The organism is Streptococcus gwangjuensis (assembly GCF_028156745.1).
GTDB classification, from domain to species: domain Bacteria; phylum Bacillota; class Bacilli; order Lactobacillales; family Streptococcaceae; genus Streptococcus; species Streptococcus gwangjuense_A.
The window spans coordinates 191,178-216,521 of record NZ_JAODJG010000029.1 but is presented as its reverse complement, the minus strand read 5'-3'; the positions used below and the strand labels follow the sequence as shown (position 1 = coordinate 216,521).

Sequence of the window (25,344 nt, the reverse complement as noted above, 5' to 3'; positions counted from 1 at the left end):
CGTCTAATTCTTTCTCAATCTCTCCAAGGTTTCCTTAAAAAGCTCTGGAATATCTGCTGTAAATTCCAAGGTCTCACCTGTTCTCGGATGGGTAAATCCTAGCGTCTTGGCATGAAGAAATTGTCCATGTCCTTTCAAAGTCTTGCGAGGACCATAGACTTCATCCCCAGCGACTGGATGACCAATATAAGCCATGTGAACACGGATTTGATGAGTGCGCCCTGTCTCCAGTTGCAACTCCACTAAGCTATAATCGCCAAAGCGTTCCAAAACGTGAAAACGCGTCACTGCTGGCTTACCTTTCGCAGTCACAGCCTGTTTCTTACGGTCTTTTTCACTACGGCCAATCGGTGCTTCAATCACACCACGATCATTTGGTAGATTTCCATGAACAATCGCCCAATATTTGCGGAGAGACTTCTTATCCTTGAGTTCTTGGGCAAGTGCTAGATGCGCCTCATCGTTTTTAGCAATCATGAGAAGACCTGACGTATCCTTATCAATACGGTGAACAATTCCTGGACGCAGAACCCCATTGATACCCGACAAATCCTTAATATGGTACATAAGGGCATTTACTAGGGTTCCACTAGTATGACCAGCACTCGGATGCACAACCATTCCCTGAGGTTTGTTAACGACAGCCACATCCTCATCTTGGTAGATGATTTCTAGCGGAATATTCTCAGCCACATACTCTAAGACCTCTGGCTCTGGCACATGGTAGATGATGACATCGCCCTCTTGGACAGTGTATTTAGCTTTCTTGACTTGGCCATTGACCAAGACCTGGCCTGATTTGATTTGTTCATTCGCGAGACTGCGCGATAATTCTGTCAAATCCGACAAAGCCTTATCTAAACGCAGGCCACCAGTTTCAATTCTAATTTCCATTTATTTCCTCTTTTAACATTGCAATCAATAAAATAATCACTCCAACCGTCAGATAGCTATCTGCCACATTGAAAATTGCAAAATTGATAAAGTCAAGGTGAAACATATCCACAACAAAGCCCTGACTGACCCTGTCAATAAAGTTTCCAAGACCACCTGCGATTATCAGGGTCAAACCCAAGACCATCCAGAGTGAATCCTCCATGTGCTTATGTAGATACCAAATGGCACCTACCACGACAACCAGAGTAATGACAGCAAATAACAACTGCTGATCTTGTAAGATAGAAAAGGCTGCCCCTCGATTTTGCAGATAGGTCAAGCTAACGAAATTGGGAATCCAAGAACGCACTTCACCCAGTGGAATCTGCTGGACGATATAGGATTTTACCAACTGATCCAGCCCAATCAAAAGCAGTACAATGACTGCCACTATTCCTCTTTTTTTCATGATTTCCTCTTTTGATCAAAATATTCTTGCATGACTTCTACGAAGAGAGTCCCAGCTTGACTGAGCTCCACTTCTTCACGTTTAACATAGACCATGTGATTATCCAGTTCATCCTTGAGACGAATAACTGTAATGCCATTGACACTATCACTATCTAAAAATCCAGAACCTGTTGCATAAGCATCCGTCCGCTCTAAAATACCATTCAGGGTAGCACGGTCTGTCACATTGAACATCTGTGAGCTAGCGCTGGTATCGACAAAGTTCTCTGAATAATAAAGGTACTCGTCTTTCTCTTGTGTAAAACGAACTGTCGGTAGATCTGCTAAATCCTCCATAACCAATTCCTCTTTCTGAGCCAAAGGATGCCCCTCACGGAGATAAATATGGGTATGGAAGGGAATCAATTCAATGACCTCAAGGCCTAGCTTTTCAACCCGTTGCATAATACCCTTTTTATTTTGATTGTTGAGGTAGATAATCCCAATCTCACTATGTCCTTGGGCTACTTCGTCTAAAATTTGAACAGTAGTTGATTCAAAGATTCGGATGTTCTTATAGTCAGGATAGCGCTCTGAAAAGGCCGTAATGGTTGGTGGCAAGAAGTCATAGTGCTGACTAGCAATGGAAAATTCATCCTTTTCTTCTTCAGGATTGGCATACTGGTTTTGAAAAATATCAAATCCTTTAACCAATTCTTGCGCTTTTTCATAGAATTCCATACCACGACGAGTCAAGAAAGTCCCTGAGCTAGTTCTACGGAAAATCTTAAATCCTAATTCTTTTTCCAAATCACGAACAGAAATGGACAGACTCGGCTGACTAACATACATCTTTTCAGCAGCTTCACGGAAAGTACCACTATTGGCAATGGCAACAACATAGCGTAATTGTTGAATGTTCATCTTCTACCCCCAACTTCTTTATCTTTTCATTATACCATATTTTAGAAGTTTTCCATCGAAGAAAAATAATGTCACTCATAAAATTCATCTACACTAAGAACGAAAAAATCATGGGTACCAAAACAAAAAAACAGGCTCTCCGAAAACTCGGAAAGCCTTAGTTTATGCTACTTCTAGCTTCCTCGCCTTTATATTCAAGGCTCGGGATAAAAAGGTTCACTGGACCTTTTTATTTAGCGATTGGGTAAACAGAAACTTGTTTTTTATCGCGTCCTTTACGTTCAAAGCGTACTACGCCCTCAACTTTAGCGAACAAAGTATCGTCTCCACCACGTCCAACGTTTACACCTGGGTAGATGTGTGTACCACGTTGACGGTAAAGGATTGATCCACCTGTTACAGTTTGTCCGTCAGCTGCTTTAGCTCCAAGACGTTTCGCTTGTGAATCACGTCCGTTTGATGTAGAACCTCCACCTTTTTTGTGGGCGAAAAGTTGCAAGTTGTTAAGAGTCATTTTTAACATAATGTTTTCCTCCGTGTTAGTTTTCTGTGATAACTCTGGTTTGGACGAACTCAGAAGAGTTCTCCGATAAGTTTGCCATACCTAAGAAAAATGATTCAAAGAATAACTGGGTCATTTCTCTCTGGTGTGAAGGAAGATCTTTTGGAATTTCAACCATCAGATAGCCACCTTCATCTTCGTTTAATTCTAGGATTGGTTCATAGCCTGCAAATTTCTCAATGGAATTGATAAAGTTAATGGCAAGCGTAGAAACCGATGCACACACGACATCTAAGCCGTATTCGCCACTCTCGGCGTGTCCAGTAATTTCCGCACTCCTCAGCTCGCCATCTTCGGCTCTCTCAAAGACTGCTTGTATCATGTGTTCTCCTTAAAATTAAGCGTTGATTGCGTTGATGACAACTTTAGTATATGGTTGACGGTGACCTTGTTTACGGTGGCTACCTTTTTTAGGTTTGTACTTGTAAGTAACAACTTTCTTTTGTTTTCCTTGTTTTTCAACAGTTCCAACTACAGTAGCTCCAGCAACAAGTGGAGTTCCGACAACAGTGTTTTCACCACCAACAAGAACAACTTCGTTAAAAGTAACTTCTTGACCAGCTTCAACGTTCAATTTTTCAACGTAAACTGCTTGACCAACTTCAACTTTAACTTGTTTTCCACCAGTTTTGATAATTGCGTATGTGCTCATTATGCACCTCCTATGATTTTTATGGGTTTCCCCGATTTTTTGTGAAGACTCGCCTAGCATCGTGGGACGAACCACTTAGAGTAACGATGTTCGTGCGGTTGCACAGGAACGTGCATAGTCAACTCTTCAAGTATAGCATATCTCCTGTTTTCTTACAAGTAATAACACCTAAAATGAATCTTTTTCTTTTACTTTTTTCCGCCACTTGGCAAAAAGCATGCTGAGGTAAAAAATACTCATCATAATAGGAACACCAAGAATGGTCTTTTCATGATAGAAAATCGTCAAATAGGCTGAAAAGACAACGCCAAGAACAAAACTACTAAGAAGGCTAACAAATATAAACCCTTCACGCAAAAAAGGAGTGTGTTTAGTTCGGAAATAATCTCCAAAAGCCAGCATGGTCCGTTTGATATTACCTGTCATAAAAGCGTTATTATAGGCAATACCCGACACTTCTCCAAAAGCAGTTGTCACCAGTCCCATACAGAAAGCCAAAGGCGGTACTAGATAGATATTATCTACAGTCTGCGGTACAAAACCGATAACTACTGATAAGATTGCCAAAGGAATCAGTGACAAAATTGGTTTTTTCACAATTCTCAATTTTTCCTTATAAACAGTTAGTAAAAAGACCCCCATCATAAAAGCTAGCAAGGTCATTACTTTAGCACTGGCATCAGAAACATTATGTTGAATAAGTCCCACTGAAAGAAATACGACATTCCCAGTTTGTCCAGCTACAAGAGTATTCCCTCGCACAATAAACGTATAGGCATCTACATAGCCTGCACAAAACGTCAAAAAAAGCGCTAGCCTCTTAGACTGACGTGATATTTTTCTTATAGGTAATAACCTCATTTTCCCTCCCATTTCATTTACTCATCTCATTATTGTACCACTTTCTTTGGAAAAGGCCTAGTAGCTAATTTGAAATTTTTTACCCTCTGTTGGATAGTCCCGTCTATCTGTGTTATAATGAAAGAAGGATTTGAAATCGGAAAAGGAGTAACTATGCTTAAATTAGGTGTCATCGGAACAGGGGCTATCAGCCACCACTTCATAGAAGCAGCCCATTCCAGTGGAGAATACAAGCTGGTCGCAGTCTATTCTAGAAAACTAGAAACTGCGGCAACCTTTGCTTCTCGCTATCAGAATATCCAACTCTTTGATCAAGTAGAGGATTTCTTGAAGAGCTCCTTTGATGTGGTCTATATTGCTAGCCCAAACTCCTTGCATTTTGCTCAGGCAAAAGCTGCACTGTATGCAGGTAAACATGTCATTCTTGAAAAGCCAGCTGTCACTCAGCCACAAGAATGGCTAGATTTGAAACATACAGCTGAGAAAAATCACTGTTTTATATTCGAAGCAGCTCGCAATTACCATGAAAAAGCTTTCACTATCATCAAAAACTTTTTGGCAGACAAACATGTGTTGGGAGCAGATTTCAACTATGCCAAGTATTCTTCCAAAATGCCAGATTTGTTGGCTGGACAGACACCAAATGTCTTTTCAGACCGTTTTGCTGGCGGTGCTCTCATGGACTTGGGGATTTATCCTCTCTACGCTGCCGTTCGTCTCTTTGGAAAAGCTAAGGATGCAACCTATCAGGTTCAACAGCTTAACAATAGCATTGACCTAAATGGTGACGGAATCCTCTTCTACCCAGACTTTCAAGTTCACATCAAGGCTGGGAAAAACATCACTTCCAATCTTCCTTGCGAAATTTACACAACAGATGGAACCTTGACTCTCAACACGATTGAGCATGTTCGCTCGGCTATTTTTACCGACCATCAAGGCCATCAAGTCCATCTCCCTATCCAACAAACTCCTCATACGATGACTGAGGAAGTTGCTGCATTTGCACACATGATCCAGCAACCAGATCTGAATCTCTACCAAACTTGGCTGGAAGATGCAAGTTATGTTCATGAGCTACTATATACCATGCGCCAGACTGCTGGCATTAGATTTGAGGCAGAAAAATGAAAACCAAACTCCCTACTGAATGGCAAGAACTAAGTGACCAACTCGGTTTCCAAGAATTCACCCCCATTCAAATTCAACTATTTGAGCCCCTTCTTGCTGGAGAAAACCTCCTAGGAGTGAGCCCAACAGGAACTGGTAAGACCCTAGCTTACCTTCTACCAAGTCTTCTCAGACTACAAAAGAAAAAAGCCCAACAACTCTTGATTCTAGCACCAAATACTGAGCTTGCTGGACAGATTTTTGATGTATGTAAAACGTGGGCTGAAGCTATCTGCTTAACTACCCAACTCTTCTTATCAGGTTCGAGTCAAAAACGTCAAATTGAACGACTCAAAAAAGGACCAGAAATTCTGATTGGAACCCCTGGCCGTATCTTTGAACTGATTAAATTGAAAAAAATCAAGATGATGAATGTGGAAACCATCATCCTGGATGAATTCGACCAATTACTAGATGATTCTCAGATACACTTTGTCGAGAAAATTACTCACTACGCACCGCGTGACCACCAACTGGTCTACATGAGTGCGACGACCAAGTTTGACCAAGAAAAGATTGCACCTAACACACGTACCATTGATCTTTCTGACCAAAAATTGGACAACATCCAGCACTTCTACATGCAGGTAGATCAACGTCACCGAGTGGATATGCTACGAAAACTGGCTCATGTTGAGGATTTCCGCGGTCTGGTCTTCTTTAACAGCCTGTCAGACCTTGGAAGCACAGAAGAAAAACTACAGTATCGGGATATCTTGGCTGTTTCTCTTGCTAGTGATGTCAATGTTAAATTTAGAAAAGTCATCTTAGAAAAGTTTAAAGACAAGCAACTAACTCTGCTTCTGGCAACAGACCTTCTGGCTCGTGGGATTGATATCGATAGTTTAGAATGTGTCGTAAACTTTGATGTTCCTAGAGACATCGAAACCTACACTCACCGTGCTGGCCGTACTGGTCGCATGGGCAAAGAAGGTTATGTTATCACTCTAGTAACCCATCCTGAAGAGCTTAAAAAACTTAAGAAGTTTGCAAGTATACGAGAAATTGTTTTGAAAAACCAAGAACTCTATATTAAATAATGTTGGCCTTCGCCAACCTCTGATTTAAAATAAGATCCTTAGAATACGAGTTCCTAAGGACCTTATCTCAAGACTGAGCTTGGGACAATAGCCCCTTATCTCCAAAAAAGCAACGGATTTGCCGTTGCTTTTTTGTGGTTGAAAACTATTTTGTCACAACCTCTTTTTGCTTACTAAAAATTAAAGAATTCCATGGCCTGTTTGAAAAGTAATTCCGTATACTCTGGGTCTTCTTGGGCAATGGTAACTTGATCTTGAATCATTTCCAAATCATCCGTTATCATGCCGTCAGCTCCCAATTGAACAGATTTATCAAAGGACTCTGAACTATTGATGGTCCACACGTACAATTTCTGATCGGTATTCCAAAGCTTGTTGACAAAATTTTCATCTAAAGTTGAATACTCCATGGTATAACCTGTAGCCTTGGTTCTTGGAAAAATACTATTATAAGGTAGGATAAAATAGACTGGAATTTGAGAATCATAGACTAGCACCTGATCAATCACATGGTAGTCTAAAGATTGCATTTGGTGACCATTCTGCTTAAGAACAGTTCCATATTTTTCCATAAAGCGTTTCATCATATCTGGGCTATCTTTTCGACTGGTTTTAATTTCAATAAGGAGTTTTTGATGTAATTCATTGGCTTTATTGAGATAATCATCAAAACTAGACACCTTGCTATGATAACCATTTTCTGAAATATCAAGTTTGGTTAATTCTTCCAAAGTGAGATCCTGAGGATTGGCATTAACACCTGTCAAATTTTTGATATTGGCATCATGCATCATGATAAACTGGCCATCTTTTGTTTCCTGAACATCCGTCTCAACGAAGTCTGGAGATAACTGAGCGGTTTTTTCTAGTGATTGGACGGTATTTTGCACACCATTCTTATTGGATACTCCCCTGTGAGAGATAATTAAAGGTTTATTGGCAACTGGAGCTTCCAAATAAACATAACCCTCAAGAGCGAAAAAGATACAAGCACAGCCCATCACTCCCCATCTCATCCAGTGATCTTTCTTTCTCCTTGGTGTGATCTCTAGTTCTTCTCCTGTTAGGAAGGAAACAAACTTAATGAGAAAATAAGTCAAGGCTATGTAGTGGAAATTCTTAATCAAGACAAAGTTGATAATTCCCAGTACAAGAGATTCCTTATGAGTCAGACCATCCATCAGCACTTGACTTGCTAGGATTGGAATCAACAGAAGAATGAAAAATAGGTAGGTTTTGACGACAATCCAAAGCAAGTTCCAAGTATAAAACCAGGAGTGCTTTCTTGTCTTCTCTAGACTGTATCTGACAGCTTCTTTGACTGTTTTCTTTTCAAATAAAAGCTGAGGTAGGGCAAACATGAAACGCACTGAAATGTAAAATAGCAGTAAAGCCAGAATAGTAACCACTATACCTACTAGCCAATACTTGTCTTCCACATAATCAACGATAAAGTCCGGAATGACAATTTTATTGAGGTAATAAATCTTTAAAATCTTTCGAATCAATGGAAAGAGCATCATGACATAAAAGAAGATAAAGGCTATCTTTGCAAGCGTGACTTGCTTCATAAACAAGAAACTTTGGTGAAAGACCTTGCGACTGTACTCTAGCAAGGTTCTCTTTTCATGACATAATAAATGCCGAGCACCAATAAAGAGAAGTCCTATCTGGTAATAGGCGACCAATAAATTAACAATTATCAGAACAAATAAAGCAAGACTAATAAAGGGTGAACCCGTTATAATTGCAAAAATATTATTGTAAGAAAGAAAGAGATAGCCTGTCTGACGGAGTAAAAGTCCAGCAATCCAAGAATTTGATGGTAACCAGACAAACTCAATCATCATGAAAGTCAAGAAAAAGAGAAAGAGAATTTTATCTAGATTAAAGTATATCTGCTTAAAACCTAGATTTTTAGGTTTTTCAGGTTTCATAGGCACTCCTAGTCAAATAATTGAGACAAGTCCAAGCCTCCAAAAGGATTGTTTAATAGACTACTTTCTGTCTCTAACAATTCTCTAGCTTGGTCCGATTCTAGAAAGGACTCATAAACACGCGCCGTCATACGAGCATCCTCTAAGCTATTATGAGACTGACCTTGAAATCCAAGAAATGAGGCAACAGTTTGCAATTTGAGATTGGCAATACCATGTAAATCTGAACTACGACGTTCAAAAGCTTCATCATACAAATCCACCTTATACTGCTGGCTATAATCTAAACCATGATCCGCTAGAATAGGCAAATCACTTTTAGCAGCATTGTAACCTACCATGGGTAAAGAACCCACAAACTCTTGGAAATCTTTTATAACTTTCTCCACTGGAGGAGCATCTTTTAAGGTCTCAGCTGTAATCCCTGTCAAACCATTGATAAAACTTTTTAGAGGCACATTGGTATGAACATAGGAATCATAGGCATCGATTTCCTGACCATCTCTAAAATGCACTGCCGATACTTGAATCAAGTGTGTTTTTCCTTCGTGCTGATTAAATTCTAAATCGAAAGCAATGTAATCTTCTAATCGTTCCATTTTCTACCTCTCCTATACTGTTATTTTATACTCTTCGAAAATCAAATTCAAACCGCGTCAGCTTCGCCTTGCCGTACTCAAGTACAGCCTGCGGCTAGCTTCCTAGTTTGCTCTTTGATTTTCATTGAGTATTACTTGAACAACTATACTATTTAGAAATAAAAGAAGCCATCAGGTTAGCATTTAACCTAAACAGCTCCTTGATTATCCTCCAAATAAACGAGCAAAAAAGCCTTTCTTAGTGGATTGGACTTCTTCTTTTGCTTGGTCCAGCTCTAGCTTAAGATTTTCTTGATCCTTCATGGCTTGAAGGGTCAATTGTTGCTGCTGATCGAGTTGTTTGTCTTTCTCAGCAATCTGACGGTCTTTGATACGCATCTGCTCGTCTTTTTCTGATAACTGACGATCCTTGGCTTTTAATTGTTCATAGAGACGAAGAATTTCTGCATTCTTCTCATCAACCAGAATCTCCATCAGTTCACGTTGCTTGACATCTTCACTGACAGGCTCATCTTCAAAAATCGTTTTTTTATAGATTTCTTCTAGCTTAATCAAGCCACTTCTGGTAACTACTGTTACCCCTTTGTCATTTTTATCTGTGTCTTCTTCTGGTAATTCTTTGACACGGTTATTGATTGCTTGGCGAGATAATCCTAAGACCTCTGCAATCTCACTGACGGTCATTTCAATACTCATAATATCCTCTGAAACGTTTTCTAGCTTTTCTTTACTTAAATCTTATCATAAGCTAGAAAAACTGTCAAATTTCCGCTTAATCTAAAGCCTTCAAAAAGGCTAACAATACTTGGGCAGAGCGACGTCCAGCTTCGATAATAAACTCATCAAAAGAGATGTTTGCTTCATGGTTGGCATTGTCACTCATAGCTCGAATGACTAAAACTGGGAGATTCAGAGCATGCGCTGCCTGAGCAATAGCTGCTCCTTCCATCTCAACTGCTAAAACTTCTGGAAAATGGGACTTAATCACTTCTATCTTATCATTTCCTGCAACAAAACTATCTCCTGTAGCAATCAAACCAAGATGCCAGTTCTGATCCAATTGAGATAAACTCTCTTGGATTTTAGCAACAAAGGTTTTATCTGATTCGAAATAAAGCGGTTGTTGCGCCATTTGTCCATAAGCATAGCCAAATGCTGTGACATCCACATCATGATAGGCTAATTTGTTAGCAATCACGACATCCCCAACAGCAATACTTTCTGCTACTGCACCAGCTGATCCCGTATTAATTAGAGCATCCACTTGGAAATGATCAGCCAAAATCGCCACACTCATAGCAGACATGACCTTACCAATTCCACTTTCTACAAGAACGACTTCATGAGAGGCAATGGTTCCTGTGTGATAGGTATTGCCTAAAACAACTTGCTTCTGGGCATTTTCTAGATGCTGGACCAGATACGCCAGTTCTTCTGGCATAGCCGCAATAATTCCTATTTTCATTTCAATTCCTTTTCTATTACAAAAGTTTCATTGCTAAGACAAGCAAAATTAAGAGAAAGATGACTGCAAATAAGATTTTATTCAGTTTAGAATTGAAGACATTTCTCTTGGTATTTTCAATGCGACGGCTTTTATGAATAGACGGTTCGACCTGAATTTTCAAGGTTTCCTGACTAAAACCATGCCCCTTAGGATTGGCATAACCAAAACGGGAAGATGAGGTTGGTAAAATCTTGGTTTCCTCGTCATCAAGCAAAGGGGGGCCCGAAATTTTTTCGCCTCTATTAGCCCTTTCAATCATTTCATCCGTTAATAAAGGTTTACCCATACTGACCTCCTCTATTTTTTATGCAATTCCCAATACTGAACAGCCATAATTGTCTTGGCATCGCAGATATGACCTGATTGGATTAATTCCTTTGCTTCTTCTAAGCTCACTTCAAGGACTTCTAAGGTTTCATCTTCATCCTGCGGACGCGGATTTTCCACTTTCGTCAAATCGCTTGCTAGGTATAGTTTTAATTTTTCATTACAAAAGCCAATGGCTGAGTAAAAATCGTACAAGAGTTCTAACTTCCCTGTATAGGCTGTTTCTTCCTCTAATTCACGAAGTGCTGCTGCGACAGGGTCTGTATTTTCTCCTACTTCCAATTTTCCAGCTGGAATTTCGTAAGAGACAGCCTCGATAGCTTTGCGGTACTGCTTGACCAAAATGAGTTTTTGCTCATCCGTTACTGCTAAAACACAGACAGCTCCATTGTGGAAAATCAAATCGCGTTGGGCAGTTCCCTTACCTTCTGGTAATTCAACCTGATCTTGAACCAGTTTAAAAATTGGTCCCTGATAGATTTCTTTACGGCTTAGTGTTTTTTCTTCAAATTCCATGATAGGCTCCTACTGATTCTTAGGATGATGAGGAAGGCGTGTTGCATATTCGTCTTTATTGACCTGACGACCGCGGCCAATGGCAATCGCATCCGCCGGCACGTCTTTAGTAATAGTTGAACCAGCACCAACGAGGGAATTGTCACCTAACTCAACTGGCGCAATAATGGTTGAATTTGAACCAACAAAGACATTGTTACCAATGACTGTCTTGTATTTGTTTTTGCCGTCATAGTTGACTGTAATGGTTCCAGCACCAAAGTTAACATGGCTACCCACTTCACAGTTTCCGATATAAGTCAAATGACCAGCCTTGGTATTCTCACCGATTGAAGACCCTTTAACCTCAACAAAGTTACCAATATGAACTTGAGCACCCAGACTTGAACCTGGACGAATGTGGGCATATGGTCCGACAGTTACGCCGTCTGCAACACTGCTTTCCTCAATCATAGAATTGGTAATGACAGCTCCTGCTCCAATAATGCTGTCCACTACATATGTACCATTTGTCAAAACAGTCTCAGCACCAATTTTCGTTTTCCCCTTCAAGGTGACATTGGCTTCGATTTGAACTTCAGGCGCAATCTCAACATCAATATCGATATAAGTTGCTTCTGGATTGACAAAGCTGACCCCATTGACCATGTGTTTATGATTGATGCGACGACGCATGACCGACTCAGCAGTCGCAAGAGCCACACGGTCATTTACCCCAAGACTTTCATCAAAATCTTTCAAAGTATAAGCACCAACTTTTTCACCAGCTTCACGGAAAATGCCAATGACATCTGTGATATAGTATTCTCCTTGAGCATTATTGGTATTGATATTTTTCAAAGCCTCAAACAAACGCTCGTTGTCAAAGACGTAAGTTCCGGTATTAATTTCCTTGATTTGTTTTTCAAAATCTGTAGCATCCTTTTGCTCAACAATGCGAAGAACCTCAGCATTGTCATTACGTACAATTCGTCCATATCCAAAAGGATTATCCGTTTCAGCAGTCAAGATAGTCGCCACATTTTTATGATTGATGTGGAAATCAATCAAGTTTTTCAAGCTTTCACCTGTGATCAACGGAGTATCCCCAGCGATGACCAAGGTATGACCTGACAAACCTTCTAGAATAGGCTCTGTCATCATAACTGCATGACCAGTCCCTAACTGTTCAGATTGAGTTACAAATTCTGTCTGTCCAGCCAAGACCTCTTCAACCAATTCTGCCTTGTGTCCGACAACTGTGACTGTCTTTTCAGGTTGGATAGCTCCCACACTACGGAAAACATGTTCTAGCATAGAAATACCCGCAACCTTGTGCAAAACTTTTGGCAAATCCGATTTCATGCGAGTTCCTTTACCCGCTGCTAAAATAATGGCATAATTTGACATAATCTTCTCTTTTCTCTAGAAATTCCCTTTTATTATACCATATTTCAAATCATTCCGCGCTCTTGAATGAAAAAATGCTCTAAAGTCCTCTATTAACCCATTTTTTGAGTATTTTTTTTGATTTTTTCTCATTTTTAAGGTAAAATTATGAGATATGAGAAAGAAAATAAATCCGCTTATTTTATTTGGTTTTTTTGGGATTATGATTTTCATTTTAATCCTGAATCGCCCTCGTTTTGAGGACCATCCTGTAAAAACAAAGTCAAATATCGCGCAAGTAGAAACGCAAGCGCTACATAATATAGATAAACCGGTGATTGATGTTTCTGGTTGGCAACGTCCTGAGGAAATAAATTACGATACTCTCTCCCAAAACATTTCTGGAGCTATTGTTCGCGTCCATAGTGGTGCTCAAACGTCCAAAGAGAACGATGCTTCCTATGTTAATGGTGTTGATAAGGCCTTTAAAACCCATATCACTGAGTTTCAAAAACGAAATGTCCCAGTTGGTGTCTATGCCTATGTAGCTGGAAAAAGTATCCAAGAAATGGAAAAAGCTGCTGAGGTATTCTATAACGCCTCTTCTCCATACAGTCCAAGTTACTATTGGCTAGACGTGGAAGAAAAAACCATGTCTAATATGAACGACGGTGTTGAAGCCTTCCGAGCAAAGCTTGAATCACTGGGTGCTAAAAATATCGGAATCTACGTTGGGGTCTACTTCATGGAAGAACACAGTATTGATACAGACAAGTTTACGTCTGTTTGGATTCCTTCCTATGGTTCTGACTCAGGATTTTACGAGGCAACTCCTAAGACTGACTTAGATTACGATATTCACCAGTACACTTCTAAAGGAAAAATTGCTGGCTTTGACCACGATTTGGATATCAACGTCATCTCTTCCTTAAAAAACAAAGAAGAAACCTTTAGAAAACTCTTTTTAAAACCTTAAAAGCATTTGTTTCTCATTTGCTTTTTCTTTTTGTTTTAGATTGTGATACAATATAGTAAGGATTTTTTGAAATAGAAATAGTTGGAGGAAAAAAATGCTCTCATGGTTAGCACGTGTTATTAAAGGGATTGTCATTGCTCTTGGATTTATTCTACCGGGAATTTCCGGAGGGGTTCTAGCAGCAATCTTAGGAATCTATGAACGGATGATTGGCTTTTTGGCCCACCCCTTTAAAGACTTTAAAGAAAATGTTTTGTACTTTATTCCGGTTGCCATCGGTATGCTCTTGGGAATCGGCTTATTTTCCTACCCGATTGAATACCTGCTTGAAAATTATCAGGTCTTTGTCTTATGGAGCTTTGCAGGTGCCATCATTGGTACGGTTCCTAGCCTCCTCAAAGAATCAACTCGAGAATCTGACCGAGACAAGATTGATTTAGCTTGGTTCTGGATAACCTTTATCATTTCTGGATTAGGACTCTATGCCTTAAATTTTGTCGTTGGAACCTTAAGTGCCAGCTTTCTTAATTTCGTCCTAGCAGGTGCACTGCTGGCTCTTGGCGTATTAGTTCCTGGCCTCAGTCCATCAAATCTACTTTTAATTTTGGGACTCTATGCTCCTATGTTGACTGGTTTTAAAACCTTTGACCTCTTGGGAACTTTCTTCCCGATTGGAATTGGTGCAGGTGCAACTCTCATCATTTTTTCAAAATTGATGGATTATGCCTTAAATAACTACCACTCACGTGTCTATCATTTCATCATCGGTATCGTCCTTTCTAGTACCCTTTTGATTTTGATTCCAAATGCAGGAAATGCTGAAAGTATCCAGTACACCAGTATTTCTCTTGTTGGGTATGTCATCATCGCCTTCTTCTTTGCATTGGGAATCTGGCTTGGTATTTGGATGAGCCAATTGGAGGATAAGTATAAATAATGGCAAAAAAAGTAAAAATCAAAAAAACATTGGTGGAACAAATCCTGTCTAAAGCAGGTATCCCACATCAGGGGATTCAAATCAATGCCCTAGAAGGAGAACTTCCTCAAGGTTATGAACGTGATCAAATTTTCAAAACCTTGGCTCTTTTGGGAGACAAGACAGGACCAATCATCGGAATTGTGCCTATCACTCAACATTTGTCGGAAAAGAAACTAGCCAAAATTTCTGGCAATAAAAAAGTCAGCATGATTCCCCAAAAGGACCTTGAGAAAACAACAGGTTACATTCATGGAGCTAATAATCCTGTCGGAATTCGCCAGAAACACCATTACCCCATTTTTATCGATAAAATTGCTCTAGACTTGGATCAAATGATTGTCTCTGCAGGCGAAGTTGGTCACAGCATTATCGTCGCACCACAAGACTTGGCTAGTTTTGTAAAGGCTGACTTTGCAGATATCTTGGAGGACAGCAAGTAATGAAACTCTACTTTGTCCGCCACGGCCGCACCGTCTGGAACCAAGAAGGACGCTTTCAAGGTGCTAGTGGAGATTCTCCCCTACTTCCTGAATCCATTGACACCCTCAAAAAACTCGGTCAGTATCTCAAGAAAATTCCTTTTGATCAGATTTATGCAAGTGATTTACCTCGAGCGGTCAAATCTGCTGAGATTATCCAAAGTCAACTCCAGACTCCCTGTCCTTTAGAAAGTGTTCCTAATCTTCGTGAATGGCAGCTGGGTAAGTTGGAAGGTTTGAAAATTGCAACCTTGGAAGCTATTTATTCGCAACAAATCAAAGCTTTCCGATCTAATCTTGCTCAATTTGACACTCAAATGTTTGGCGCAGAGTCACTTTACAGTACAACTCAACGCACCATCCAATTTATCAAATCATTAAAAGATAGTCCGGCTGAGCGTATTCTAATTGTCGGACACGGCGCCAACCTAACTGCTAGTCTTCGTACTCTTCTAGGTTATAAAGAACCTCTTCTTCGTAAAGATGGCGGTCTAGCAAATGCAAGTCTGACCATTCTAGAAACCCATGATTTTAAAACATTCACTCTCGATACTTGGAATGATACTTCCTATCAATAACGGAACTTGATTTCAGCGTCAAGTTCTTTTTAGTTTTGAAAGATTATTCGTGAATTTCTTGCTTATTTATGATAAAATGGGGGTATCGCAAAAAATGACTCATCGTATTCAATTTTGAGTAAAACTAGGAGGATCCCATGTCAACAGAACATATGGAAGAACTAAATGACCAGCAGATCGTTCGCCGTGAAAAAATGGCTGCGCTCCGTGAACAAGGAATCGACCCTTTCGGAAAACGTTTTGAACGTACTGCAAATTCACAAGAATTAAAAGATAAATATGCTGACCTCGATAAAGAACAATTACATGATAAAAACGAAACAGCTACTATCGCAGGACGCTTGGTAACCAAACGTGGTAAAGGTAAAGTTGGTTTTGCCCACCTTCAAGACCGCGAAGGTCAAATCCAAATCTACGTTCGTAAGGATGCTGTCGGTGAAGAAAACTACGAAATCTTCAAAAAAGCAGACCTTGGTGATTTTCTTGGTGTCGAAGGTGAAGTGATGCGTACAGATATGGGAGAACTCTCTATCAAGGCTACTCACATCACACACTTGTCTAAAGCACTTCGCCCACTTCCTGAGAAATTCCACGGTTTGACAGATGTTGAAACAATTTACCGTAAACGTTACCTCGACTTGATTTCTAACCGTGAAAGCTTTGAGCGCTTTGTCACTCGTTCAAAAATCATCTCTGAAATCCGTCGTTACCTTGACCAAAAAGGTTTCCTTGAAGTGGAAACACCTGTTCTTCACAACGAAGCTGGTGGTGCTGCTGCCCGTCCATTTATCACACACCACAATGCCCAAAATATTGACATGGTGCTTCGTATCGCTACTGAGCTTCACTTGAAACGCCTTATCGTGGGTGGTATGGAACGTGTCTATGAAATTGGCCGTATCTTCCGTAACGAAGGAATGGATGCTACTCATAACCCTGAATTTACTTCTATCGAAGTCTACCAAGCTTATGCGGACTTCCAAGACATCATGGACTTGACGGAAGGCATTATTCAACATGCTGCTAAATCAGTTAAAGGCGACGGCCCAGTCAACTACCAAGGAACTGAAATCAAAATCAACGAACCATTTAAACGTGTTCACATGGTTGATGCTATCAAAGAAATTACTGGTGTAGATTTCTGGCAAGATATGACTTTGGAAGAAGCTAAAGCTATCGCTGCTGAGAAGAAAGTTCCAGTTGAAAAACACTATACTGAAGTTGGTCACATTATCAATGCCTTCTTTGAAGAATTTGTTGAAGAAACCTTAATCCAACCAACCTTTGTCTATGGACATCCAGTAGCTGTATCGCCACTTGCTAAGAAGAATCCTGAAGACGAACGCTTTACTGACCGTTTCGAGCTCTTTATCATGACTAAGGAGTACGGGAATGCCTTTACTGAGCTCAACGACCCAATCGACCAACTTAGTCGTTTTGAAGCTCAAGCTAAAGCCAAAGAACTTGGTGACGATGAAGCAACAGGCATCGACTACGACTACATTGAAGCTCTTGAATATGGTATGCCTCCTACAGGTGGTTTGGGAATCGGTATTGACCGTCTCTGTATGCTCCTCACTGATACGACTACTATCCGTGATGTATTGCTCTTCCCAACAATGAAATAATCTCTTGTCCTCTGGTACTTGCCAGAGGATTTTTCGATACAAAAAGAGACTGAGTAAAAACTCAATCTCTACTTTTCACTTCTTTGGTTGCTACATCTTCTCCAAACCATTTCTGGCTGATTTCCTGGAACTTTCCTTCTTTATATAGTTCAATAAAGGCTTGGTTTAATGCTGCTAATAATCTTTTATCAGCTTGTCTAACTCCGACTGCAAAGGACTCACTTTCAAATCCTGCTGAAAAGACATTGTAGTCATTTAATATCCCCTCAGACTGGAGATAGTAATTAGCATAGACTCGGTCAATCAACAAAGCATCAATCCGATTATTTTTCAAATCAATCAAAGCCTCATTAAAACTCTGGTACTGATTTGCCTTCTGGTCTTTGACACGATTTTTCAGTAAATCTGGCTGAGCTTCAAAATCTAAATAACCAGAGGAACCAGCTTGAGCTCCCAAGGTCTTATCCTTCATATCCTCTACTGAATGAATTTGCTGGCTTTTCTTAGCAACCAGAACCTGCTGATTTTCCATATATGGAATGCTAAAGGCAACCTTTTCTCGGCGTTCATCAGTAGCAGAATAGCCATTCCATATAGCAGCAATGGTCCCGTTTTGCAGTTCCGTCTCCTTCATATCCCAGTCAATTGGCTGAAATTGAACCTTAAAACCTAATTTTTCAGAGACAGCTTGTGCTAAGTCGATATCAAAGCCTGTATATTGGCCATTCTTTTCTTCAAATCCCATAGGTACGAAGGTGTTATCAAAACCAATAGTAATGGTCCCCTGATCTTGATACTTATCCCAGTTATCCTGCTTTGGATCACTAGCCTTCTGAGTACAGGCCGTTAAAAAGAGAGTCAGGAGCGCAACCAATACTAAAGCAATTTTCTTATTAGTCATCGGCACCTCCTACTTGGGCTCAACCTTGAGAATTTGATCCGCAATATTTTCAGCGAACTGTAAATCGTGGGTAACGACAATCTGCGTCATCCCTAATTCCCTATTTTGCAAGATCAGTTTTTCCACTTCCAAGCGCAATTCTGGATCCAGAGCAGAAGTTGGTTCATCGTAGCCAATGATTTCTGGGTCAATCATCATTGCACGCGCCAAGGCCACCCGCTGCTTTTGTCCACCTGATAGTGAAAATGGATAGGCATCTGCATGTCCTGCCAGTCCCAACTGTTCCAGGAGCCCACGCGCTTTCTTCTCAGCCTCTTCCTGCTTCATTCCCATGGTTTTTACGGGCGATAAGGTCAAATTATCTAGAACTGATAAATGAGGGAAAAGTTGAAAATCTTGGAATACAAATCCCAGTAGATTGCGCTTCTCCAGTTCATCCAGTTCTAAAGGTTCTTCATTATAAAAGATTTGCCCTGAATCAATGGTTTCAAGACCTGCAAGCATGCGTAAGAGAGTTGTCTTACCTCCACCCGAAGGCCCAACGATGGCCAGAATTTGCTTTTCAGGAATTTTTAGACTGAAATTGGATAAAATTTGCTTTTCACCAAATTCCTTATTAATATTTCGTAATTCTAACATGGCAGCCTCCTATCTATAGTAACTGTACTTCTTCTCAACTTTTTTGGAAATGATTGTCACAATTCCAATCAAAATTAAGTAAATGGCTCCTGCCAAGAACATAGGAACTAGGCTAGCATCACGGTTGGCAGCTGTTCGACTAGCCAAGATAAGGTCTGAAATTCCGAGAGCATAGACCAAGGACGTATCCTTGACCAAACTCATAACTTCATTAAATACGCTAGGAAGAACAACCTTGGTCACTTGAGGCAAGATAATATAGCGAACTGTGTCAAAAGGACTAAACTTCAAAACCTTAGCAGCTTCATATTGACCTTTAGGAATGGTATCAATCCCTCCACGGAAGATTTCAGCAAAGTAAGCCGCATAATTGAGAACAAAGGCAATAACGGCCGCAGGAAGGCGATCTAAACGAATCCCAATACTTGGAAGCACATAATAGATAAAGATCAATTGTAAAAGTAAGGGTGTACCCCGCATAATCCAGATATAAATGTTAATCAGGTAATGGAGGAGCTTCCAATGGACTTGCAAGGCAAAGGCAATCAAAACGCCCAAGGGAATAGAAAAAATCAAGACTAGTGCAAAAACCTGCAAAGTCATGCTTGCACCGCTCAATAAACTCGGTAATATCTCAAACAAATAAGACATACTGCACCTCCTAAAAATAATTGTTCCTATTATAGCATAAATAAACAAAATAGCCAATAATTTTTGCAAAAAAATTCTCTTTAAAAAAGAAAAACTATATCTATCAAAAAAAGAAAGGACCAAATGTGTCCTTTCTCGATCTTAGCTTTCCTTTAACTAAAGAGACATAAAATCATCCATTGCCAGTCTCATAAAAAACCAGATAAACAAACCAAGAATTAGATAGGCGTAGAGTGGCAGGGAAGCAAAGATAAAAGGTGATAGTAAAATCATACCTAAGGTTTCACCAAAATTTGTACAAATACAATCCAAAAGAAAGATAAAGGATAAAAATAATAAACCAAAAGCAAAAACGCTTGCGTGCTTTTTCTTTTCGAAGCATTTCTTCCACCTCCACTTCTATAACTCTATTATATTACTAAGACTTTTATTTGTAAAAGTACTATCAAAAAGAAGGGACTTTTTAATTTCTTTATATCGTTGCAAATTACGATAAGCGAATTCTACCTAATCCAATAAAGATAATCCCCCAACTGATATCAAAAATAACGGAAAGAATGGTGAATAAATTACCAACATAATGAAAGTTGCGAAGATTTCTTCCATATCATGATTAAAAATATAAATAATCGTGTAGGTATAGAGTGCTAAGACAGAAATAGCCACACCCAATCAAATATGTGCCCAAATCAATCCTTTTTCTCCCCAGCTCACTATAGAGCTTCTCTAATCCTTTACCAATCGTTTCTGATCGTCCTTGTTGTAGCTTTATTGATACAAAATCGAGTTTATTTAAAATTCTCTCATCAACTCTTACTGGTATAACAAATTGCTTATTCATATAGCCCCCATATTTTTAACATTATTATACTCTCTTATAGCTACATTGACAAGTTAAAGTTCAAAACCAGCTAGATCGATTACTTCTTCTTTATCACTTTTTCAATTGTTGCCAGGACTCCATTAGTCCCTTCCATGAAATCACGAATACTCACACCAGAAGCCCCTCTGTAACTTGCCTGATAAAACTATAAAAACGTTTGAAAATTTGCTCAAGTTCCATCACTTCCTTTTTGCCTCTACACCACCTACTAAGTGAGCATAAAATTCTGTAAAGATATACATAATTTTTGCCAAATCTGTTTATTTCAGTAAATCATTAATAGTTACATCATCTCAGAGATTAGCAATAAATTCCAACTGCTTTTCAATTTTTTTACTTCTATAATCTTGTTTTCTACTGTATCCATTAAAATTAAGGAATCACGATAATATAAAGATAAAAGGATAGCTTGCTCTCTCTTCTTATCCTATATCTGTCATATTCAGTCGACATTTGAATTTCTTCAACTTTTCAGCATTATATCCATATACAATAGTAGCATAATGACCATTTGTTGCAGTATCTAAGCTATATATTAAAGTAAATTTCACTTTTTTAGAAGAGTGATGGACTAATCTAAGGGAGCTATATCAGCTCTCTTACTAGTAGCATGAATGATTTTAAATAGGCATTTGAGATTTATATCGATATAAAATACATTCAACGCTTTCTAATCAAACTTAATCTTTCAAAGTCAAAATCAGAGTGATCTAAATTAATCTTAAACCTGTCTCTTGATTACACAGTGAACCTTGAGTATATCGAATATCATTCTACATGACGAGCGAAACTGCCAAAAATCGTAAAAACTATTGAATATTTAAATCTGAAAACAAATACACAACTTGAAGAATCCATTAATAGGCACCTCATCTACCACATCTTTAGGCAAACTCTCGTAAGCAGAATAGCGTAACTCTAAAAGCAATTATGGCTAGAGTAGGGCATTCTGACTCTCGTACGACAAATAAAATCTATACACACGTTAGAAAGAAGATGGATGACAATATCCTCAATTTGCTAGATAATTTATAGTTTTGCCCCTTTTTTGCCCCCTGTACATAAAAAAAGCCTACTGACCAAGCTAGAAAGCTTGATACAATAGGCTTTTTAAAGGATGATTATTTAACAGCGTCTTTAAGAGCTTTACCAGCTTTGAATGCTGGAACTTTAGAAGCTGCAATTTTGATTTCTTTACCAGTTTGTGGGTTGCGACCTTTACGTGCAGCACGCTCACGAACTTCAAAGTTACCAAAACCAATCAATTGAACTTTTTCACCAGCTGCAAGGTACTCTGTTACTGCTGCGAATACAGCTTCAACTGCTGCTGCTGAGTCTTTCTTAGTCAATTCTGTAGCTTCTGCTACTTTAGCGATCAAATCTTGTTTGTTTGCCATGTTAACGATTCCTCCAATTTAATTTCTAATTAACAAATATAATCATATCCTAAAATCCCTTTTAGGTCAAGTTAAAAACACTATTTCTTCCCATTTTATTTATTTTTTTAGGAGTGGTAACGTACCAAAATAGCCCAAGCGTTCTCACCCGTGTGAGTTTGAATAATGGAACCCGTTTCCAAAACAGAAATTGGCTTTTCAACATAAGCTTGTAAACTTTCTTTCATCTCTTTTGCCCAATCAGCACCACCAGAATATGAAATTCCAATCTCTGCTACAGAATGTTCAGAGAGAGTTGTTGTTAACTCATCTAACCATTTTTTAAAGGTTTTAGCTCCACGACCTTTAACAATTGGCTGCAATTCATGGTCTTTCATTTGCATGACAACTCGGATATTGAGAAGTGAACTCAACAATCCAGTTACACGACCAATACGACCACCTTTTACCAAATTTTCCAAAGTTGAAACGCCAATATAGAGTTCTGTGTTGTTTTTAACTGCTTCTACACGAGTTAAAATTTCCTCCATATCTTTGCCTGCTTGAGCTAACTTCGCAGCCTCAACTACCTGGAATTTCAAGGCTTGATCAGTGAAGGAACTATCAATCACCGTCACGTCGGCAGTAGATAAACTAGCACCTTGGCGTGCTGCTTCTACAGTACCTGAAAGGGCATGAGACATATGAATAGCAAGAATCTGGCTACCATCCTTAGATAGTTCTTCAAACACTTCAGCAAAGACACCTACAGGTGGCTGGCTTGTCTTAGGAAGATTTTTAGCTTCTTGCATCAACTGAAGAAATTTACCTTCTTCTTTTAAATCAGCATCAGAATAAACAACATTATCAATCATTACAGATAGTGGAACAACAGTGATATCTAATTGTTTTACTAGTTCTGGTTCAATAGTAACAGATGAATCGGTTACAATCTTAATTTTTGTCATAGTTGCAATCTTTCTATTTTAGGATTCAGATTGGTTTTCTTACTCTTAATTATATCAAAAAAAGATTAAAAATCCTAATGGAGCCATTCAAATTTTCCCTAAAAATTTGATATAATCTACTTATAAGAAAAGAGGTTCCTATGATTAAAAAAATTTATCCCGTTTTAACCATTTTACTAGGTGCTGCTATTTATGCTTTTGGGCTGACTTATTTTGTAGTTCCCCATCATCTCTTTGAAGGAGGAGCGACAGGTATCACCCTCATCACCTTTTATCTTTTTAAAATCCCTGTTTCTCTCATGAACTTGCTGATTAATATTCCCCTTTTCATCCTAGCTTGGAAAATCTTTGGAGCCAAATCCCTCTATTCTAGTTTACTAGGAACCTTAGCTTTATCCGCCTGGTTGGCCTTTTTTGAGCGTATTCCCCTTCATATTGATCTTCAAGGTGATTTACTGATTACAGCCCTTATAGCTGGGGTTCTATTAGGAATTGGGCTCGGAATTATCTTCAATGCTGGTGGGACAACTGGTGGAACTGATATTGTAGCTCGTATTCTCAATAAATACACTCATATATCCATGGGAAAACTGCTCTTTATCTTAGATTTTTGTATTCTCATGCTTATTCTCCTCATCTTCAAGGATTTGAGATTGGTTTCCTACACACTCTTATTTGATTTTATCGTTTCCCGTGTTATCGATTTGATTGGCGAAGGCGGCTATGCCGGCAAAGGCTTTATGATTATCACAAAATGTCCTGATCAACTTGCTAAGGCGATTAATGATGACCTTGGAAGAGGTGTTACTTTTATCTCAGGTCAAGGTTATTATAGTCAAGAAGATTTAAAAATCATCTACTGTATTGTCGGAAGAAATGAAATTGTAAAAATGAAGGAAATGATTCATCGAATCGATCCTCAAGCCTTTATAACTATTACAGAAGCCCATGAAATCCTTGGAGAAGGATTCACATATATAAAAGAATAAAGAAAAAGCTGGAATTTTCCAGCTTTTTCTTTATTCAGAAAGTGTTGAATGACGATAGCCATAAGTAAAGTAAATCACAAGTCCAACTACAAGAGCAATGCCAAACGCAATCCATGTTTCTACACTATATTGAAGCATAAAGGAAAGACAGATTAGAATCGAGAGAATCGGTAACAAGGGAACTAGGGGTGTTTTGAATTCTCCTTCTTTAGGCATTCCCTTATCCTTTCTAAGTTTTATAATTCCATAAGCCAATAAAATAAGATAAGCCAGCGTACAAATATTTAGAAAGGCTGCAATACTAGCCAATGGAAACACTCCTGCTGCAATTGCAGAAGCAACTCCTGTTAAGATGGTCGCATTTTTAGGAACACGACTTGTTTTGCTTAATTGCTTAAAACTTCGAGGTAAAAGACCATCACGTGCTAAACTGTAAATCATACGAGATAAGGCATAAGTCATAGAAATACATACTGTTATTAGGGTTAAAATGGCCACTAATGACACATAATTAGCTGCCCAACCAATTCCTATACTTCGCAATGAAAATGCTACAGCATCATCCACATTGAGTTGGCTGTAGTGAACAATCCCTGTCAATACTAATGTAACCAGAGCATAGAGAATCGTTACGATTGTCAAAGACAAAACAATACCTCGTGGGACATTCTTTTGTGGATTTTGAATTTCATCAACAGCCATCGAAATAGATTCAAATCCTAGGAAACCAAAGAACATCAAAGATGCTCCTGCCATTATTCCAGTACTTCCACCATAAATTTGACCAAAACCAAAGGGAGCAAAGTTGGACCAATTTTCTGGTTTAATATACCAGATACCAACTAGAATAAACAAAGCGAGAGCAGAGAATTTCAAGATGACTAGAAGCGAATTAAAACGCAATGCTGCCTTGGAATTTAATAAAACTAAACCGGTTACCAGTGTCAGTACCAAAATAGGTAAAAGGTCTATATAGGTACCCTGCTCAGGGTTAAAGGTCCCATTCAAGGCTTGAGGCATTGAAATACTATAGTTACTGAGCAAGCCTTTAAAATAAGCTGCCCAGCCAGAGGCCACACCAGAAACTGCTGTCATGAACTCCATGATGGTCAACCAACCAGCAATCCAAGCTGGTAATTCACCCAAAATTGCATACAAATAACTATAAGCACCACCAGTTGCAGGAACACGAGAGGCAAACTCTGCGAAAAAGAGGGCGGATAAAGAAACACACAGGGCAGAAATCACTATGGATACAACCAGTGACGGACCAGCAAGCGTTGCTGCTGCGGTTCCTGTAATGGTAAAAATCCCAGTTCCTACCATAGCACCGATTCCTAATAAAATCAAATCCCATACTTTTAAATGACGGTGCATTTCAGTATGTCCCAAACTAACATCTTTAGTCCTAAAAATATTCATAGGTCATCTCCATTAAATATGATTGTTTTATTTTATCATATAAAAGGAATTTTGTGAATATTTATAAGATAGTTTTTCAAAAAAAC

Annotated in this window: 29 protein-coding genes, 1 pseudogene and 1 other annotated feature; of the genes and pseudogenes, 9 read left to right on the top strand and 21 right to left on the bottom strand. The window is 39.0% G+C overall.

What is annotated here, in order from left to right; genetic code table 11:
• Window positions 1-3: 3 nt before the first annotated feature.
• Genes N5909_RS03415 through N5909_RS03405 form a run of 3 tightly spaced genes read right to left on the bottom strand, consistent with a single transcriptional unit; the run spans window position 4 to window position 2,250 of the window.
• Window positions 4-894, bottom strand: a complete 891-nt coding sequence (locus tag N5909_RS03415) for an RluA family pseudouridine synthase (protein WP_033681916.1) — start codon at window positions 892-894, stop codon at window positions 4-6.
• The gene (gene lspA, locus N5909_RS03410; protein WP_033681917.1) at window positions 884-1,345 is read right to left on the bottom strand and encodes a signal peptidase II; all 462 of its coding nucleotides are present in this window, start codon (window positions 1,343-1,345) and stop codon (window positions 884-886) included. Before lspA ends, N5909_RS03415 begins: the two co-directional genes overlap by 11 nt.
• Window positions 1,342-2,250, bottom strand: coding sequence for a LysR family transcriptional regulator (locus N5909_RS03405; RefSeq protein WP_033681919.1), 909 nt, complete (start codon window positions 2,248-2,250; stop codon window positions 1,342-1,344). The genes lspA and N5909_RS03405 overlap by 4 nt, the downstream gene beginning before the upstream one ends.
• Between N5909_RS03405 and N5909_RS03400 the strand changes: the two are divergent.
• Window positions 2,243-2,314, top strand: a pseudogene (locus N5909_RS03400) (AraC family transcriptional regulator); the annotation flags it as partial. The gene N5909_RS03405 and the pseudogene N5909_RS03400 overlap by 8 nt on opposite strands.
• A gap of 165 nt (window positions 2,315-2,479) precedes the next feature.
• Here the strand turns inward: N5909_RS03400 and rpmA are convergent.
• The 4 genes from rpmA to N5909_RS03380 all read right to left on the bottom strand — a co-directional run bounded on the left by rpmA (window position 2,480) and on the right by N5909_RS03380 (window position 4,325).
• Window positions 2,480-2,773, bottom strand: coding sequence for a 50S ribosomal protein L27 (rpmA, locus tag N5909_RS03395; RefSeq protein WP_000916509.1), 294 nt, complete (start codon window positions 2,771-2,773; stop codon window positions 2,480-2,482).
• 16 nt (window positions 2,774-2,789) lie between these two features.
• A complete protein-coding gene (locus N5909_RS03390; protein WP_000613699.1) occupies window positions 2,790-3,134 on the bottom strand; it encodes a ribosomal-processing cysteine protease Prp in 345 nt (114 codons plus the stop codon).
• A 15-nt stretch (window positions 3,135-3,149) separates the two neighbouring features.
• Window positions 3,150-3,464, bottom strand: coding sequence for a 50S ribosomal protein L21 (gene rplU / locus N5909_RS03385; RefSeq protein WP_000109141.1), 315 nt, complete (start codon window positions 3,462-3,464; stop codon window positions 3,150-3,152).
• Window positions 3,465-3,499: 35 nt separating this feature from the next.
• Window positions 3,500-3,574 (bottom strand) — a sequence feature (ribosomal protein L21 leader region).
• Between the two features lie 58 nt (window positions 3,575-3,632).
• Window positions 3,633-4,325 (bottom strand): YoaK family protein, encoded by a 693-nt coding sequence (locus tag N5909_RS03380; RefSeq protein ID WP_033681920.1) that lies wholly within the window; start codon window positions 4,323-4,325, stop codon window positions 3,633-3,635.
• Window positions 4,326-4,478: 153 nt separating this feature from the next.
• On the opposite strand from N5909_RS03380, the gene N5909_RS03375 reads away from it, so the two are divergent.
• A complete protein-coding gene (locus tag N5909_RS03375; RefSeq protein WP_271630812.1) occupies window positions 4,479-5,456 on the top strand; it encodes a Gfo/Idh/MocA family protein in 978 nt (325 codons plus the stop codon).
• A complete protein-coding gene (locus tag N5909_RS03370; RefSeq protein WP_271630811.1) occupies window positions 5,453-6,535 on the top strand; it encodes a DEAD/DEAH box helicase in 1,083 nt (360 codons plus the stop codon). Before N5909_RS03375 ends, N5909_RS03370 begins: the two co-directional genes overlap by 4 nt.
• A 173-nt stretch (window positions 6,536-6,708) precedes the next feature.
• Here the strand turns inward: N5909_RS03370 and N5909_RS03365 are convergent, their stop codons facing one another.
• The 7 genes from N5909_RS03365 to glmU all read right to left on the bottom strand — a co-directional run bounded on the left by N5909_RS03365 (window position 6,709) and on the right by glmU (window position 12,810).
• The gene (locus tag N5909_RS03365) at window positions 6,709-8,472 is read right to left on the bottom strand and encodes a glycerophosphodiester phosphodiesterase (RefSeq protein WP_271630810.1); all 1,764 of its coding nucleotides are present in this window, start codon (window positions 8,470-8,472) and stop codon (window positions 6,709-6,711) included.
• An 8-nt stretch (window positions 8,473-8,480) separates the two neighbouring features.
• Window positions 8,481-9,071 (bottom strand): 3'-5' exonuclease, encoded by a 591-nt coding sequence (locus tag N5909_RS03360; protein WP_271630809.1) that lies wholly within the window; start codon window positions 9,069-9,071, stop codon window positions 8,481-8,483.
• A gap of 204 nt (window positions 9,072-9,275) precedes the next feature.
• Entirely contained in the window at window positions 9,276-9,767 is a 492-nt protein-coding gene (gene rocS, locus N5909_RS03355; protein ID WP_000021242.1) for a chromosome segregation protein RocS, read from the bottom strand.
• A 76-nt stretch (window positions 9,768-9,843) separates the two neighbouring features.
• Window positions 9,844-10,536, bottom strand: a complete 693-nt coding sequence (locus tag N5909_RS03350; protein WP_271630808.1) for a 5'-methylthioadenosine/adenosylhomocysteine nucleosidase — start codon at window positions 10,534-10,536, stop codon at window positions 9,844-9,846.
• A 16-nt stretch (window positions 10,537-10,552) separates the two neighbouring features.
• A complete protein-coding gene (gene macP, locus N5909_RS03345; RefSeq protein WP_049532083.1) occupies window positions 10,553-10,864 on the bottom strand; it encodes a cell wall synthase accessory phosphoprotein MacP in 312 nt (103 codons plus the stop codon).
• An 11-nt stretch (window positions 10,865-10,875) separates the two neighbouring features.
• Entirely contained in the window at window positions 10,876-11,421 is a 546-nt protein-coding gene (locus tag N5909_RS03340; RefSeq protein WP_000393816.1) for an NUDIX hydrolase, read from the bottom strand.
• Between the two features lie 9 nt (window positions 11,422-11,430).
• Window positions 11,431-12,810 carry a bifunctional UDP-N-acetylglucosamine diphosphorylase/glucosamine-1-phosphate N-acetyltransferase GlmU gene (gene glmU / locus N5909_RS03335; protein WP_271630807.1) on the bottom strand — a complete coding sequence of 460 codons (1,380 nt, stop codon included), beginning with the start codon at window positions 12,808-12,810 and terminating at the stop codon, window positions 11,431-11,433.
• 154 nt (window positions 12,811-12,964) lie between these two features.
• Between glmU and N5909_RS03330 the strand changes: the two genes are divergently transcribed.
• From N5909_RS03330 to lysS, 5 genes are all read left to right on the top strand, one after another.
• Window positions 12,965-13,765, top strand: coding sequence for a glycoside hydrolase family 25 protein (locus N5909_RS03330; protein WP_271630805.1), 801 nt, complete (start codon window positions 12,965-12,967; stop codon window positions 13,763-13,765).
• 94 nt (window positions 13,766-13,859) lie between these two features.
• The gene (locus tag N5909_RS03325; RefSeq protein ID WP_271630804.1) at window positions 13,860-14,702 is read left to right on the top strand and encodes a DUF368 domain-containing protein; all 843 of its coding nucleotides are present in this window, start codon (window positions 13,860-13,862) and stop codon (window positions 14,700-14,702) included.
• Window positions 14,702-15,184: an aminoacyl-tRNA deacylase gene (locus N5909_RS03320; protein WP_271630803.1), complete on the top strand. Its 483-nt coding sequence runs from the start codon at window positions 14,702-14,704 to the stop codon at window positions 15,182-15,184. Before N5909_RS03325 ends, N5909_RS03320 begins: the two co-directional genes overlap by 1 nt.
• Window positions 15,184-15,801 (top strand): histidine phosphatase family protein, encoded by a 618-nt coding sequence (locus N5909_RS03315; protein WP_271630802.1) that lies wholly within the window; start codon window positions 15,184-15,186, stop codon window positions 15,799-15,801. Before N5909_RS03320 ends, N5909_RS03315 begins: the two co-directional genes overlap by 1 nt.
• Window positions 15,802-15,938: 137 nt before the next feature.
• Entirely contained in the window at window positions 15,939-17,429 is a 1,491-nt protein-coding gene (lysS, locus tag N5909_RS03310; RefSeq protein ID WP_000102451.1) for a lysine--tRNA ligase, read from the top strand.
• A 61-nt stretch (window positions 17,430-17,490) separates the two neighbouring features.
• On the opposite strand, the gene N5909_RS03305 is transcribed toward lysS, so the two are convergent.
• From N5909_RS03305 to N5909_RS03280, 6 genes are all read right to left on the bottom strand, one after another.
• Complete coding sequence (locus N5909_RS03305) at window positions 17,491-18,330, bottom strand: amino acid ABC transporter substrate-binding protein (RefSeq protein ID WP_271630800.1); 840 nt, start codon at window positions 18,328-18,330, stop codon at window positions 17,491-17,493.
• Window positions 18,331-18,339: 9 nt separating this feature from the next.
• Window positions 18,340-18,969: an amino acid ABC transporter ATP-binding protein gene (locus tag N5909_RS03300; RefSeq protein ID WP_271630799.1), complete on the bottom strand. Its 630-nt coding sequence runs from the start codon at window positions 18,967-18,969 to the stop codon at window positions 18,340-18,342.
• Between the two features lie 9 nt (window positions 18,970-18,978).
• The gene (locus N5909_RS03295) at window positions 18,979-19,620 is read right to left on the bottom strand and encodes an amino acid ABC transporter permease (RefSeq protein WP_271630798.1); all 642 of its coding nucleotides are present in this window, start codon (window positions 19,618-19,620) and stop codon (window positions 18,979-18,981) included.
• A 613-nt stretch (window positions 19,621-20,233) separates the two neighbouring features.
• A complete protein-coding gene (locus tag N5909_RS03290) occupies window positions 20,234-20,461 on the bottom strand; it encodes a hypothetical protein (protein ID WP_033681939.1) in 228 nt (75 codons plus the stop codon).
• A gap of 1,163 nt (window positions 20,462-21,624) precedes the next feature.
• Window positions 21,625-21,900 carry an HU family DNA-binding protein gene (locus N5909_RS03285; RefSeq protein ID WP_001284640.1) on the bottom strand — a complete coding sequence of 92 codons (276 nt, stop codon included), beginning with the start codon at window positions 21,898-21,900 and terminating at the stop codon, window positions 21,625-21,627.
• A gap of 107 nt (window positions 21,901-22,007) precedes the next feature.
• On the bottom strand, window positions 22,008-22,847 hold the full coding sequence (locus N5909_RS03280; RefSeq protein WP_033681941.1) for a DegV family protein: 840 nt from the start codon (window positions 22,845-22,847) through the stop codon (window positions 22,008-22,010).
• Between the two features lie 140 nt (window positions 22,848-22,987).
• On the opposite strand from N5909_RS03280, the gene N5909_RS03275 reads away from it, so the two are divergent.
• Window positions 22,988-23,836 carry a YitT family protein gene (locus N5909_RS03275; protein ID WP_033681943.1) on the top strand — a complete coding sequence of 283 codons (849 nt, stop codon included), beginning with the start codon at window positions 22,988-22,990 and terminating at the stop codon, window positions 23,834-23,836.
• Window positions 23,837-23,866: 30 nt separating this feature from the next.
• On the opposite strand, the gene N5909_RS03270 is transcribed toward N5909_RS03275, so the two are convergent.
• Entirely contained in the window at window positions 23,867-25,258 is a 1,392-nt protein-coding gene (locus N5909_RS03270; protein ID WP_033681945.1) for an APC family permease, read from the bottom strand.
• Window positions 25,259-25,344: the final 86 nt, after the last annotated feature.

Coding starts and splice junctions, on each gene's coding strand:
- N5909_RS03415 (WP_033681916.1), bottom strand. CDS start 894: ATGGAAATTAGAATTGAAACTGGTGGCCTGCGTTTAGATAAGGCTTTG.
- lspA (WP_033681917.1), bottom strand. CDS start 1,345: ATGAAAAAAAGAGGAATAGTGGCAGTCATTGTACTGCTTTTGATTGGG.
- N5909_RS03405 (WP_033681919.1), bottom strand. CDS start 2,250: ATGAACATTCAACAATTACGCTATGTTGTTGCCATTGCCAATAGTGGT.
- rpmA (WP_000916509.1), bottom strand. CDS start 2,773: ATGTTAAAAATGACTCTTAACAACTTGCAACTTTTCGCCCACAAAAAA.
- N5909_RS03390 (WP_000613699.1), bottom strand. CDS start 3,134: ATGATACAAGCAGTCTTTGAGAGAGCCGAAGATGGCGAGCTGAGGAGT.
- rplU (WP_000109141.1), bottom strand. CDS start 3,464: ATGAGCACATACGCAATTATCAAAACTGGTGGAAAACAAGTTAAAGTT.
- N5909_RS03380 (WP_033681920.1), bottom strand. CDS start 4,325: ATGAGGTTATTACCTATAAGAAAAATATCACGTCAGTCTAAGAGGCTA.
- N5909_RS03375 (WP_271630812.1), top strand. CDS start 4,479: ATGCTTAAATTAGGTGTCATCGGAACAGGGGCTATCAGCCACCACTTC.
- N5909_RS03370 (WP_271630811.1), top strand. CDS start 5,453: ATGAAAACCAAACTCCCTACTGAATGGCAAGAACTAAGTGACCAACTC.
- N5909_RS03365 (WP_271630810.1), bottom strand. CDS start 8,472: ATGAAACCTGAAAAACCTAAAAATCTAGGTTTTAAGCAGATATACTTT.
- N5909_RS03360 (WP_271630809.1), bottom strand. CDS start 9,071: ATGGAACGATTAGAAGATTACATTGCTTTCGATTTAGAATTTAATCAG.
- rocS (WP_000021242.1), bottom strand. CDS start 9,767: ATGAGTATTGAAATGACCGTCAGTGAGATTGCAGAGGTCTTAGGATTA.
- N5909_RS03350 (WP_271630808.1), bottom strand. CDS start 10,536: ATGAAAATAGGAATTATTGCGGCTATGCCAGAAGAACTGGCGTATCTG.
- macP (WP_049532083.1), bottom strand. CDS start 10,864: ATGGGTAAACCTTTATTAACGGATGAAATGATTGAAAGGGCTAATAGA.
- N5909_RS03340 (WP_000393816.1), bottom strand. CDS start 11,421: ATGGAATTTGAAGAAAAAACACTAAGCCGTAAAGAAATCTATCAGGGA.
- glmU (WP_271630807.1), bottom strand. CDS start 12,810: ATGTCAAATTATGCCATTATTTTAGCAGCGGGTAAAGGAACTCGCATG.
- N5909_RS03330 (WP_271630805.1), top strand. CDS start 12,965: ATGAGAAAGAAAATAAATCCGCTTATTTTATTTGGTTTTTTTGGGATT.
- N5909_RS03325 (WP_271630804.1), top strand. CDS start 13,860: ATGCTCTCATGGTTAGCACGTGTTATTAAAGGGATTGTCATTGCTCTT.
- N5909_RS03320 (WP_271630803.1), top strand. CDS start 14,702: ATGGCAAAAAAAGTAAAAATCAAAAAAACATTGGTGGAACAAATCCTG.
- N5909_RS03315 (WP_271630802.1), top strand. CDS start 15,184: ATGAAACTCTACTTTGTCCGCCACGGCCGCACCGTCTGGAACCAAGAA.
- lysS (WP_000102451.1), top strand. CDS start 15,939: ATGTCAACAGAACATATGGAAGAACTAAATGACCAGCAGATCGTTCGC.
- N5909_RS03305 (WP_271630800.1), bottom strand. CDS start 18,330: ATGACTAATAAGAAAATTGCTTTAGTATTGGTTGCGCTCCTGACTCTC.
- N5909_RS03300 (WP_271630799.1), bottom strand. CDS start 18,969: ATGTTAGAATTACGAAATATTAATAAGGAATTTGGTGAAAAGCAAATT.
- N5909_RS03295 (WP_271630798.1), bottom strand. CDS start 19,620: ATGTCTTATTTGTTTGAGATATTACCGAGTTTATTGAGCGGTGCAAGC.
- N5909_RS03290 (WP_033681939.1), bottom strand. CDS start 20,461: ATGAATAAGCAATTTGTTATACCAGTAAGAGTTGATGAGAGAATTTTA.
- N5909_RS03285 (WP_001284640.1), bottom strand. CDS start 21,900: ATGGCAAACAAACAAGATTTGATCGCTAAAGTAGCAGAAGCTACAGAA.
- N5909_RS03280 (WP_033681941.1), bottom strand. CDS start 22,847: ATGACAAAAATTAAGATTGTAACCGATTCATCTGTTACTATTGAACCA.
- N5909_RS03275 (WP_033681943.1), top strand. CDS start 22,988: ATGATTAAAAAAATTTATCCCGTTTTAACCATTTTACTAGGTGCTGCT.
- N5909_RS03270 (WP_033681945.1), bottom strand. CDS start 25,258: ATGAATATTTTTAGGACTAAAGATGTTAGTTTGGGACATACTGAAATG.